Raw genomic sequence first — 12,800 nt, 5'->3', positions numbered from 1 at the left:
TTAACTCTTACCAGTATAGAGATGGAAAAAACTTTCGTCAATTTATATAAGGAAGGGGGAGCCCCTTCCTTCATATATTTTTTATTTTCGAAATTAAAATCCGTCTTCTAATGCTGAAAATGGAATGTTTAGCCTGTTTTCTATTGTACGTAAACGTTGGTTTAAGCGGTTTAATCTACGTGTATGACGCTCAACCGTGTTTTCTAATTGACGTACTCTTTGCTCAAGCTCATTTACTCGTCTTTCTAGTTGACGGTTTCCAGTACCAGGAAAAGAGATTGGAAGTTGGAATTGTCGATTTTGATCATATAGATTAACTTGTTCTGCTGGATCTATATATTGTTGGTATTGTGCTTGTAAATCATATTGAGGCTGATAACCATTTTGGTTATATGGATCGTATGGATTGTAGGGGTACATAAAAACATCCTCCATTTCTTTAAAATAGGTTAAATTCACCATAATGTATGTGCAAAAGCGGAGCGATGGCACGGCAAATACCTATTTATGTTCAAGAGAAGTTTCTTTATAAATAAGAATATGGAGTTTTTACATTTGTATTTCTTTTGTTTTATGGTATATACTGGATAAAAGAATGGGGTTACATAAAGGTTACAATTCTATCAAACTCAAACTTTTATGCAAATATGTATAGACATTCGGAAAAGAAAAGGGTAATTTATATAGAGTAAAAAATAACTTGTAACAATTTATAAATATATTGTAAAATGATTGTAACAAAACATACATAAAAATGAAATAATACATAAAAGTAATATTGGGAAAAAGGGGAGAGTATATTGTTCCGTAAAGTAAAGGGTATATTAGTTGGGGTGTTATGTGTAGCTGTAGTGAGTGGCTGTGGTACAAAAGTAAGTGATGTTGCATTAGTAAGTGATATTGGTGGCCACACGGTAGAGGCTAAAGCAGAAGTACAGGATTCTATTAGTTTAGTAGATGGTCGTACAGGTACGGAAGTGAAAAAGCTAGATTTATCGAGTCTAGGTTATTTTGAAGACGAAGTAAAATTTAAAAAATCGGTAACAAAGGTTGCTAGCGAGGTTGGGAAAAGCGTTGACAAAAAGATGGTTCCTTCACGTTTAGCATCTGATGGGAGTTGGCAAGAAGGAAAACCTGCTTATGAATTGATGGAAAAAGAGTTAGTAGATAAATTATTAAACGTTGGTATGTGGGATTCTTCATATCAATTACCTATTGTTGAGAAAAAGCCTACTGCAACAATAAGTGATGCGCAAGGAAGTGGTACGGTAATTGGTAGATATGAAACGAATTTAGGTGGCTCAACAGGTGGCCGTATTGAGAATATTCGTTTGTCAGCAGCGAGCATAAATGGAGTTGTATTAGCAAAAGGAGACCGTTTCTCTTTCAATGCATTAATTGGTGATACAACGCCAGATAAAGGATATCAATTAGGAAAAGAAATTGTAGATGGTAAATTAGTAGATGGATACGGTGGTGGTGTTTGTCAAACATCATCAACTTTATACAATGCAGCAGATCAAGCTGGTTTAAAAATGGTAGAGAGAACGACACATTCTAAAACAGTAGGCTATGTTCCACAAGGAAGAGATGCTACAATTGCGTATCCATACTTAGATTTAGTGTTTGAAAACACAAATGATGCACCTGTGAAACTTTATATGGGCATCCAGGGCGGAAAGTTAGTTGCTGAAGTACATAAAATGCGATAAGAATAATAATCTATAAAAAAGCCATGCTTTCTATTAACAATAGAAAGCATGGCTTTTTCTGTGCAGTTTATTGAGTATTAATGATACGCTTCAAGACTCGGTGAATGTAAGGACCAAGATATTTGGAAAAGTATTGAATTTAATTCTTAGTTTTCCTATTGACATTATATATAATTAACTGTATTCTTCATAATAACAACGAAATAAATGGAAAAATTTATTGGTTTTCTTATCAAGAGAGATGGAGGGACTGGCCCGATGAAATCTCAGCAACAGGCTACACAAGTACTGTGCTAATTCCAGCAAACGTATGAAGCGTTTGGAAGATGAGGGGAAATGGATTAACATTCAACTCTTCTTATATGTGTAAGAAGAGTTTTTTATTTAGAGAGGGGGGATAGAGTGAAGTTTGATGTAACGTATTTTTTAGAAAGTTTTCCGCAATTATTTAAGTATGTATACATAACTTTAGGAATTACTGTAGTTTCAATGATTATTTCTTTTGTTATAGGGATTTGCTTGGCAATCATAACGAAAAACAAAACAAAATTTTTATATTCTATTGCAAGAGTATATATATCTTTCTTTAGAGGAACACCTTTATTAGTTCAATTGTTTGTGTTGTATTTCGGATTGCCGCAAATATTTCCAACCTTTACAGTACTTACAGCGATGCAAGCAACTTTAATTGGTCTCAGTTTAAATAATGCTGCTTATTTGTCAGAGATTATTAGAGGCTCATTAAATGCTGTGGAATCAGGACAAATGGATGCTTGTTTATCAGTTGGAATGACAAAAGCGCAAGCGATGCGACAGATTATCTTTCCACAAGCTATTCGTGTTGCAGTACCGTCACTTGGAAATAATTTTGTCGGATTGTTAAAAGAATCTTCTTTATCTTTTGCAGTTGGGGTGGCTGAAATTTTAGCGCAGGCGAAAATGTTAGCGGCACAATCGTATCGTTATATGGAAAGTTACTTAGCGGTAGCGATTGTATATTGGATTATTACAATTGTAATTAGCTGGGGACAGAAAAAGTTAGAAAAGAAACTCGATGCACCGTATTTGTAACAGGGATGAGGTGATATGTGTGATTGAGATAAGTAATTTGTATAAATCTTACGAAAGAAATGAAGTACTAAAAGGAATCTCACTTACTGTAAATAAAGGAGAAGTGGTAGTCATTATTGGACCTTCTGGTTCAGGTAAATCGACACTATTAAGATGTTTAAATTTATTAGAACAACCAGAGGATGGAAGTATTAGAATTGAAGATTTAGAGATTCATGCGAAGAAGCTTTATAAAAAGGAAATAATAAAATTACGCCAAAAAACAGCAATGGTTTTTCAAAACTATAATTTATTTAAAAATAAAACAGCATTGCAAAATATTACAACGCCATTAACAGTTGTACAGAAAAAAAGTGAAGAAGAAGCAAAAAGAATAGCAAGAGAAATATTAAAACAAGTAGGTTTAGCTGAAAAAGAAAATTTCTACCCAACGATGTTATCAGGTGGGCAACAACAAAGAATAGGTATTGCTAGGGCAATGGCTTTAAATCCCGCTGTATTATTGTTTGATGAACCGACTTCTGCACTTGATCCAGAATTAGTGAACGAGGTATTGCAAGTCATTAAGGATTTGGCAAGGCAGCATATAACAATGGTTATTGTCACACATGAAATGAATTTCGCAAAAGAAGTAGCGGACCGTATTATATTTATGGCTGATGGCATTATTGTAGAGCAGGGAACGGCAGAAGAAATTTTTCGCAATCCACAAAATGAGCGTACGAAAAAGTTTTTACGACAATTGAATGCTTCAGAAGAAGGCAATCATTTCGTTATTTAGGAGGAAAAATTATGAGGAACTCATCATTATTACTAACATTGGCATTAACAGTATCGGTTGGGCTTTTATCTGCTTGTGGTTCAGATACAGCGAGCAAAAAAACAGATGAAAAAGTAGTGAAAGTCGGGACGTCTGCAGGTCGTAGTCCATTTATTTTTAAAGAGGGTGAGAAAGTAAGAGGTTTTGATGCTGAAATTATTGAAGCGGCTGCTAAAAAAGCTGGGTATAAAGTTGAATGGAACGTTTCTGATTTTGAAGGATTATTCGGTTTATTAGACTCAGGTCGTATTGATACGATTGCAAATGAATTATCGGTCTCTCCGGAAAGAAAAAAGAAATATGACTTTTCAGTTCCATATGTATATTCAGGATCTGTTTTCGCGGTGAAGAAAGATAATAATACAATTAAATCGTTAGAAGATCTAAAAGGAAAGACTGTAGGTGTGGGGCTTGGTACAGCTGGGGAACAAGAATTAAAAGCTTTAAATAAAAATAATGCTTTTACAATTAAAACGTTCTCAGAGGATCCAACAGCGGAATTGAATGAAGTAGGACTTGGCCGTGTAGATGCTTACTATAATGATAAAGTGCAAGTAGAAACAACAATTAAAAAAGCGGACTTAGATAATGTGAAAGTAGGATTTGGTCCACTTAAATGGGGAGAGATTGCATTTCCATTTGCAAAAAATAGTGAAAAGTTAGAAGATATAAATAAAGCGTTAAAAGAATTAGAACAAGATGGGACATTAAGCGAAATATCAAAAAAATGGCTGAAAGTTGATGCTACGAAAAAACAAAATTAAGTTATGTTCGTTGAATGTGGCTATTGTCCATCAACTTATATAAAAATAAAAGAGAGCTGGAGAGGAAGTTATTTATGGTACAAATTCATTCAAAAACACGTATTGGTCATGTGGAATTTAAAGTGAAAGATTTAGAACGTCAAATTGCCTTTTATGAGAATGTTGTAGGCTTAGAAGTAATTAAGCAAGAGGGGAATAAAGCATATTTATCTGGAAAAGGTGGAAAGAATACATTACTTGTTCTTGAAAAGTTAGAGGACGGGGTACTGCAAGAGCCGCGTACGACTGGTATATATCATATAGCCTTTTTAGTTCCGACTCGTGAGGCATTTGCTTCGGCATTATTTGGTGTGATTCGTAATAAGAATGTAATTGATAGTCCGGCTGAGCAAGAGGGACGTTATACATATTCAAATGAAATTTTACCAATTTCGAGGTTTAATAGCGCAAGCGATCATACGTATAGCGAAGCGTTTTATTTACAAGACTTAGAGGGAAATGGTATTGAAATTTATGCGGATCGTCCGCGCGATCAATGGGGAGAAGGGCCAGGAGGAAGTACCCCGCTTGATTTAAAAGACCTAGCAACGCTTGTTGATTATGAGTTTGATGGATTACCTGCTAATACGGTCGTTGGACACGTGCATTTACGAATAGCTGATGTAGAGGAGTCACATGAATTTTATGTAGATACAATAGGTTTTGAAGTGCAACAACGCGAAGATGACTGCTTATTCATTTCTGCAGGAGGATATCATCACCATATAGGTGCAAATACGTGGAACGGAGTAAATAATCCGTTCCCACCGGCACATGCAACTGGATTAAAAGTGTATACGATAGTATTGCCGCATAAAGAAGCGTTAGATGAAGTGAAGGAAAGATTAATAGAAAAACAGCATGAAATAAATGAAACTATAAATGGGTTTACAGTAGTAGACCCAAGTGGTATTACAGTCCAATTTGAAATAGAAGCAGTATAAAAGAAGCTAGAAAGTGTTTTATCACTTTCTAGCTTCTTTTTGATACGTAATCCAAGTAGGACAAGGGTTAAAAGGAAAGGATTTTAATATTTCCATTGCATATATACTAGTTGAATCGAATTCACCTTGAATGAAAGAATAGCCGTGTTTATTTGCATACATAAATTGTTCAAAAACGAGCAGTTTCAGTAAGGATAAATCATCTATCGTGTGAGTTCCGCACCATCCTAGTTCTACCGTATTATCCTTTTCTGATGTATGGAGGAAGGAGTATGCCACAATTTGATGCTCTCCATCTATAATGAGAAAGCTCCCATCTAGTAGTACGTCATCAGCTAAAATCATCTCTTGCCAAGTTTGTAGCGGGAATGAGGCAACGGGATTTGCTAAGTGTGTTTGCTCATGATTTTTTTTTACTAAGTAGGCTAGTTTTTCTAGTGAATTATTATTGGATACGATGTTCGATAAAGTTTGTAAATGATAATTTGAATTAGGGACTATATCGATAGAAACTATTTTTCGTACGTCTAATATCGGCATATATGTTCTTCGGATTTCCATAAAATTATTTTGCTCATAATAATTTTTAAAATGAGCTGACGTTTCCCATATAGAGGTTTGTAATGGTAGTTTGAAGTTTTCTAGTTTTGGAATTGCGTTTAATAAAAATTCTTCAATGTGTAGCTCTGAATAGAAAGGATGCGTATATATTCGAAAGTATGTGCAGTATGGATGGAAGTTACTGCCCCAGGTAAAAAAGATGCCTACTACATCTTTTTTATAGTAGGCAACATACGCACATTTTGTTTTATTATTTCGTAATAAGTGAAATGAGTACGATTCTTCCTTATATAAATCAATAAGTTGTTTTACTTGTATCTCATTACTTCTACTATACTTCTCTATAACAAGATTATTTTCATTGGAGGATTTCTTCATAGCTCAATCCAAAATCTTCTTACTACATTCCCATCTTCCTCAGTGAAATCATCATCACGAACCCCGCCGTTATGTAAAATTGTTTTTTCAGAAGCAGTATTTACTTCATCGCAAACGACAAGTACTTTCTTGATGTTTAATTCCCTCGTTTTTTCTAGCGATAATTCTAATAACTTCGTAGCATAACCTTTTCTTCTTTCAGAAGGGCGAATGCCATAACCGATATGGCCTCCAGCGTTAAATAAATGTTCGGTTAAACTATGACGTATATTTACAGCTCCTACAATTTTATTTTCATCTGTAACGAGCCAATATGTAGAGTCTGGTACCCAAGATTCGGGAAGGTTTATTCCGTTATGCGCATCGTGTAGTTCTTGTACCATAGCAGCGAAGTTAGAAGGCTCTTTTGAGATAACCCAAGGAATCATTGATTCACCGCTATCTTTCCATTCGTTATAAAAATCTAAGTATTCTTCTTGTAAATCGGTAGTAGGTGTAAGTAAAGAGACGTTCATTGTTGGCAAGCTCCTTTATTTATATAGTATTTGTAAAAAAATACGAAATAAAATGAAAGCGTTTTCTAAACTTTCTCAACCTCATTTCATGTAATCCACCTTTGTTTTTTAAGAAAATTAGTAGAGGTTTAAAATTAGAAGTTATTCATTTTATGTTAATATTTAAAATATTAACATAAAATAGCCGAGGTATTAAGTGTATTTTAGTAGTATCCCTTCATATCGATAAATGGATGTATGTGATAATTTTTGTTTTATCTATCTACAATGAATGAAAGGGGGAAGGACTCGTGAGTGCAAATTTTGATTTCATTATACGAATTGGTGTTGCGGGTTTGTTAGGGGCAATAATCGGTATTGAAAGGGAAATTCGATCAAAAGAGGCGGGATTAAAGACGCATTTCCTAGTAGCGGTAGGGAGTGCATTAATAATGGTCGTTTCGAAATATGCTTTTTCAGATATTATGAATGAAGAACATATGGCACTTGATCCAAGCCGTATTGCAGCACAAGTTGTTAGTGGTGTAGGTTTTTTAGGTGCAGGGACAATTATTATTCAAAAGCAGGCGGTGAAAGGATTAACGACAGCAGCTGGTTTATGGGCCACAGCAGGAATTGGATTAGCAATTGGTGCTGGTATGTATGTAGTAGGAATTGGAGCGACGATTCTCGTTTTAATTGGTTTAGAGATTGTAAGTCGTATTTTTAAGGTGCAATTTTTATTTCCACAAAATATAACGGTGCAAATGTGTATAAATAAACGTGAAGCAGTACAACAAATATTAGAAACACTTCATATGAAAGGCATTCCAATACTTTCATATGAAGTGGAAGCTTCACAGCAAGGGATAGAAACAGTTTATAAGGTAGGGATGCAACTGAAAAACATATCGTCAGAAGAAAAGAATGAATTTATTCAGCATATGCAAACATTACCGGAAGTTACATTTATAAAGGTAAAATCATAGTGTTGAAAACGAGGATAGATGTAGCGGGAATTTCGCTATAATCTATCCTTTTTTGATATAAAACGCACGTAAAGTCAAGTGTTAATTTTCCATTGTATGGATACATGTGTGAACGTTACCTTATTTTTTCTCAATACAGTATAAAAAGTAAAAATAGTAAAATAATGGTGTGGGACACTAAAAAATGTAAGGTAGGGGAGAGCATGAAAGGTTATTCAAAAAAAGTGTTAGTAGGGGTAAGTTTTGCTAGTTTAATGTTAGGAAGTTTTCAAGGAAGTACATTGGCAGAAAGTACAAAGGGAGAGCAAGTTTCATATCGGAATGTGCTCAAAATGGAGTCGGTTGGTGTACAATTACCAGTGCAAGAATTAGCTCATTCATCAAAAGTGTTGGAAAATAAGTCTTTTGAGAAAAGGCTACAATTTGCTGATTTGTCACAAAGACCGCCTGAAGTGAAAAAGGAAAGTAAGCAATTAGCTGTAGCGAAAACGTATACAATTGCTGAATTAAATCAATTGAGCAATCAGCAGTTAGTGGATTTACTTGTAACAATCGATTGGGAGCAAATTACGGGACTATTTCAGTTTAATAAGGATAGTCTTGCATTCTATCAAAATGATAGTAGGATGCAGGCAATTATTGATAAATTGAAGCAGCAAGGACAAGCTTATACACAAGATGATTCAAAAGGGATTGAGACTTTAGTAGAGGTGTTACGATCTGGTTTTTATTTAGGATTTTATAATACAGAATTAAGTAAACTAAATGAGCGGAGCTATCACGATAAATGCTTACCTGCATTGAAAATGATCGCAAGTAATCCGAATTTTAAACTCGGTACATTAGAACAAAATAGAGTTGTATCATCATACGGGAAATTAATAGGAAATGCTTCGAGTGATGTGGAAACGATCACATCAGCTGCAAAGATTTTTAAACAATATAATGATAATTTTTCTACATTGGTAGATAATCGTTCAGCTGGAAATGCGATTTACGATATTATGCAAGGTGTTGATTACGATATTCAATCGTATTTGTACGATACGAGAAAAGCACCGAAAGATACAGTATGGTATCAAAAAATTGATAGCTATATTAATGAATTAAGTCGTTTTGCTTTAATTGGAACGGTGACAGCGAAGAATGGCTGGTTAATTAATAATGGTATTTATTATACAGGTAGACTTGGTACGTTCCATAGTACAGGAACGAAAGGGTTGCAAGTTGTAACAGATGCAATGAAAATCTATCCGTATTTAGGGGAGCAATATTTCGTAGCGGCTGAGCAAATTGCGACGAATTATGGCGGGAAAGATGCAAATGGGAACGTTGTTAATTTAGATCAAATACGAGAAGATGGTAAGAAAAAATATTTACCAAAAACGTATACATTTGACGATGGGGCAATTGTTTTAAAAGCTGGAGATAAGGTGACAGAAGAAAAAGTAAAACGTCTATATTGGGCGGCAAAAGAAGTGAAGGCTCAATTCCATCGTACGGTGGAAAGTGATCAACCTTTAGAAAAAGGAAATCCTGATGATGTATTAACGATGGTTATTTATAATAGCCCAGCTGAATATCAATTTAACCGTCAATTGTACGGATATGAAACGAATAACGGCGGTCTTTATATAGAAGGAACAGGTACGTTCTTTACTTATGAACGTACGCCAGAAGAAAGTATTTATAGTTTGGAAGAATTGTTCCGACATGAGTTCACGCATTACTTACAAGGTAGATATGAAGTGCCAGGACTTTGGGGACAAGGTAAGATGTATGAGAATGAGAGATTATCTTGGTTTGAAGAAGGGAATGCAGAGTTTTTTGCAGGTGCAACGAGAACAGATAATGTTGTACCGAGAAAGAGCATTATAGGAGGAATATCTTCAAATCCAGCAGACCGTTATACGGCAGAGAGAACGTTAAATGCAAAGTATGGGACGTGGGATTTCTATAATTATTCCTTCGCTTTACAATCGTACATGTACAATAAGAGATATGATATGTTTGACAAAATTCATGATCTTATTAGAAAAAATGATGTAACAGCATATGATGCATACCGCTCTGCTTTAAGTAAAGATGCGGATTTAAATAAAGAGTATCAAGACTATATGCAAATGTTAGTCGATAACCGTGAGAAATATAATGTTCCATTAGTATCAAATGATTATTTAGCAACTCACGCGCCAAAACCAGTTTCAGATATTGCGGCAGAAATTACAGCAGAAGCAAAATTAAGTAATGTTTCAGTTAAGAAAAATAAATCACAGTTCTTTAATACATTTACACTGCAAGGAACGTATACAGGTACTACTGCAAAAGGGGAATATGAAGACTGGAAAACAATTACACAAAACGTGAATGATACGTTAAAACGTTTAAGTGCAAAAGAATGGACAGGCTATAAAACAGTAACAGCTTACTTCGTAAATTACCGTGTGAATGCATCCGGACAATTTGAATATGATGTTGTATTCCATGGTATTAATACTGAAGAAGGCGCTGTGAATAAAACGCCAGTTGCGGTTATAAATGGTCCTTATAGCGGAAATGTAAATGAAGCAATTTCGTTTAAAAGCGATGGATCAAAAGATGAAGATGGGAAAATTGTTTCTTATAAATGGGAGTTTGGCGATGGTACGGTAAGTAATGAACAAAATCCGACTCACGTGTATACAAAAGAAGGAACGTATACAGCGAAATTAACAGTAACAGATGACAAAGGGTTAGCGAATACTGTTACAACGAATGTAACGGTTCAAAAGAAAGAAGATAATAGTATAGAAAAAGAACCGAATAATTCATTCCAGACAGCAAATAAACTGCAATTCAATCAAGTTTTACGTGCTAGTTTGGGAAATGGTGATACGAGTGATTTCTTTGAAATAAATGTGGAAACAGCGAAAAACCTGCAAATTAATGTAACGAAGGAAAATAATATCGGAGTAAATTGGGTTCTTTATTCGGAAGCAGATTTAAATAATTATGTTACGTATGCACAGCAAGAGGGGAATAAGTTAGTAGGAAGTTATTACACGTATCCAGGAAAGTATTATTTACATGTGTATCAGTATGGCGGGGGAACAGGGAATTATACGGTAGAAGTGAAATAGTAAAAGGGAAATTATCTTTCAATGAATGGAAATCAATTTAAGCTTATATTTAATAATGAAGGTAACGATATCAGTTACAAAAATAAACACTGGAGTATCGTTATGCATATCAAAAAAGTTTATACTTTAAATTGAAAAATAACTGTAGGGAATGTATTTAATGCTATTAAGAAATCAAGTATCAAGAGAGCTTATATTGAAGCTAAGCAGATCTAATCAGTAAATGAGGCAAACTCTATGAATTATTATTTCATAGAGTTGTGAGCAAAGTAATAAAATTTAAGTATGCTTGATTTAATAAAGGACCAGAGTTTATCCGTAAAAATAGATAAATTCTGGTCCTTTATTACTTTTAATTCATTCGCCAAATCAAGATGACTAATGAGTCAAGTAGCAGGATTTTTTTTATTTATTTAATAAGTTAAGTAGGGGAAATTTTATCATTTAAATCATTCCGTCATATTAGCAGGGGATACTAATAGAAAAGCGTGTCCCTTTACCTAGTTCACTCTCTATTTCTATATCTCCGTTTAATTCTTTAATAATGCTATAAGCAATCATAGTACCAAGTCCAGTCCCTTTTTCTGTTGTTGAATAGAATGGCAAAGCAATTCGTTTTATTTGTTGAGAGGACATTCCAATCCCTGAATCAATAATATCGATTATAATATTACCTTTTATTCTCTGTATATTTATTTGTAATACGCCACCATTTATCATGGCCTCAATTCCGTTTTGTATGATGTTGTTTAGACAGATTCTGAATTTTTCGGGGTCTCCATTTATATAAAAGGAATCTGTACTATTTTGTTTTATTTCAACTTTATATGATAGAGCGAGTGGTGAAATAGTGTCTTTCACTTGATTTAAAATATGATTAATATCTATTCTCTCTTTTAGGGTGTTCTGTGGTTTTGTTAAAGATAAATAGTTATTAATAGTAGATTGTATTTGCTGCATTTCAATTAACATGATTTCTAAGTACTGATCCTGAGGTAGCTTAGAGGCATGTTTTTCATTTAACAATTGAGTGAATCCATGTACTGTGGTTAGTGGATTGTGGATTTCGTGTGCAATGGACGCGGCTAGTTCGCTAGCTATATAAAATTTTTCAGCCCGTTGCAGCTTTTCTTTCATTTTATATTTCTCAATCATTCCCTCTATTAAATAAACTGATAATAATACTGTGAAAATATTAATGATTATATAATTTAATAAAAATTCTATGAGAGTAGAGTCTATTTTACCACCTGTATTTATTTGAGTTACAAAACCGCAGATAGAAAGTGAAGTTGTACATACTAAAATAAGAAGCAAGCTTAATAATAGCTTTTTTTCTTTAACATACTTAGGTAATACGTAACGAAAGAATATTGTTATAACAGAAATAATAGTAAAGATAATAAATGATGGAAGAACGCCATTTCCGCCTAAGTAAAATCGATAAGAAAGATATAAAATTCCTATAAAAACAATATTTTTTGTATTTCCGTATAGAAAAACTAATATGATAGGAATAAAACGTAAATCATAAATAAATCCAGCATGTAAATGAAAAGGAAACGTCATGCAAAAAATAATAGCAACGGAGGAAAGGATAGAAATCAATACATGATTACATGTTATTTTTTCTTTAAATTCTAACCAAAATACATGGTAGCTAAGGATACAAATTATTATTATAAAGGTATTTAATAAAAGAGTAGAAATTCCCATAGTTTTGCATCTCCGATAGTTTGTATATAGGATTATGTATGAGTTAAACCTAGATGTTTAGTATCAGTAGACTTTCTATCTAAAATAGGAAGAGTACTTGAAAAAGCACTATTATATTATTCGTATTAAAATTGATAAGGAAGTTAGAAGAAATAATAGATAAAAAAATCTACTTAGATATTTATATATGAAA

11 protein-coding genes and 1 riboswitch are annotated in these 12,800 nt (G+C 33.7%); of the genes, 7 read left to right on the top strand and 4 right to left on the bottom strand.

Annotated elements, in window-relative coordinates; all coding sequences use genetic code 11:
• Positions 1-93: 93 nt before the first annotated feature.
• Positions 94-462: a hypothetical protein gene (locus tag DN390_RS26345; RefSeq protein WP_147808919.1), complete on the bottom strand. Its 369-nt coding sequence runs from the start codon at positions 460-462 to the stop codon at positions 94-96.
• A gap of 338 nt (positions 463-800) precedes the next feature.
• On the opposite strand from DN390_RS26345, the gene DN390_RS26340 reads away from it, so the two are divergent.
• The 5 genes from DN390_RS26340 to DN390_RS26320 all read left to right on the top strand — a co-directional run bounded on the left by DN390_RS26340 (position 801) and on the right by DN390_RS26320 (position 5,350).
• On the top strand, positions 801-1,712 hold the full coding sequence (locus DN390_RS26340) for a VanW family protein (RefSeq protein WP_147808885.1): 912 nt from the start codon (positions 801-803) through the stop codon (positions 1,710-1,712).
• Between the two features lie 226 nt (positions 1,713-1,938).
• Positions 1,939-2,045: riboswitch (SAM riboswitch) on the top strand.
• A 69-nt stretch (positions 2,046-2,114) separates the two neighbouring features.
• Positions 2,115-2,783: an amino acid ABC transporter permease gene (locus DN390_RS26335; RefSeq protein WP_147808884.1), complete on the top strand. Its 669-nt coding sequence runs from the start codon at positions 2,115-2,117 to the stop codon at positions 2,781-2,783.
• A 19-nt stretch (positions 2,784-2,802) separates the two neighbouring features.
• Positions 2,803-3,564 carry an amino acid ABC transporter ATP-binding protein gene (locus DN390_RS26330; protein WP_179955784.1) on the top strand — a complete coding sequence of 254 codons (762 nt, stop codon included), beginning with the start codon at positions 2,803-2,805 and terminating at the stop codon, positions 3,562-3,564.
• An 11-nt stretch (positions 3,565-3,575) separates the two neighbouring features.
• Complete coding sequence (locus tag DN390_RS26325; RefSeq protein WP_147808882.1) at positions 3,576-4,367, top strand: amino acid ABC transporter substrate-binding protein; 792 nt, start codon at positions 3,576-3,578, stop codon at positions 4,365-4,367.
• 74 nt (positions 4,368-4,441) lie between these two features.
• Positions 4,442-5,350: a VOC family protein gene (locus DN390_RS26320; protein ID WP_147808881.1), complete on the top strand. Its 909-nt coding sequence runs from the start codon at positions 4,442-4,444 to the stop codon at positions 5,348-5,350.
• A gap of 21 nt (positions 5,351-5,371) precedes the next feature.
• Here DN390_RS26320 and DN390_RS26315 read toward each other — a convergent pair whose 3' ends face one another.
• Both DN390_RS26315 and DN390_RS26310 read right to left on the bottom strand, forming a co-directional pair.
• Complete coding sequence (locus tag DN390_RS26315; protein ID WP_147808880.1) at positions 5,372-6,289, bottom strand: GNAT family acetyltransferase; 918 nt, start codon at positions 6,287-6,289, stop codon at positions 5,372-5,374.
• On the bottom strand, positions 6,286-6,804 hold the full coding sequence (locus DN390_RS26310) for a GNAT family N-acetyltransferase (protein ID WP_147808879.1): 519 nt from the start codon (positions 6,802-6,804) through the stop codon (positions 6,286-6,288). The genes DN390_RS26315 and DN390_RS26310 overlap by 4 nt, the downstream gene beginning before the upstream one ends.
• Before the next feature lie 290 nt (positions 6,805-7,094).
• Between DN390_RS26310 and DN390_RS26305 the strand changes: the two genes are divergently transcribed.
• The gene (locus DN390_RS26305) at positions 7,095-7,772 is read left to right on the top strand and encodes an MgtC/SapB family protein (protein ID WP_147808878.1); all 678 of its coding nucleotides are present in this window, start codon (positions 7,095-7,097) and stop codon (positions 7,770-7,772) included.
• Between the two features lie 203 nt (positions 7,773-7,975).
• A complete protein-coding gene (gene colA, locus DN390_RS26300) occupies positions 7,976-10,891 on the top strand; it encodes a collagenase ColA (RefSeq protein WP_147808877.1) in 2,916 nt (971 codons plus the stop codon).
• A 462-nt stretch (positions 10,892-11,353) separates the two neighbouring features.
• On the opposite strand, the gene DN390_RS26295 is transcribed toward colA, so the two are convergent.
• Positions 11,354-12,607 carry an ATP-binding protein gene (locus tag DN390_RS26295; protein WP_147808876.1) on the bottom strand — a complete coding sequence of 418 codons (1,254 nt, stop codon included), beginning with the start codon at positions 12,605-12,607 and terminating at the stop codon, positions 11,354-11,356.
• Between the last annotated feature and the right edge of the window lie 193 nt (positions 12,608-12,800).

Source organism: Bacillus sp. SH7-1 (assembly GCF_008042405.1).
Classification (GTDB): Bacteria; Bacillota; Bacilli; order Bacillales; family Bacillaceae_G; genus Bacillus_A; species Bacillus_A thuringiensis_N.
The sequence above is the reverse complement of the archived record's forward strand: the minus strand, read 5'-3'. Positions and strand labels throughout refer to the sequence as shown.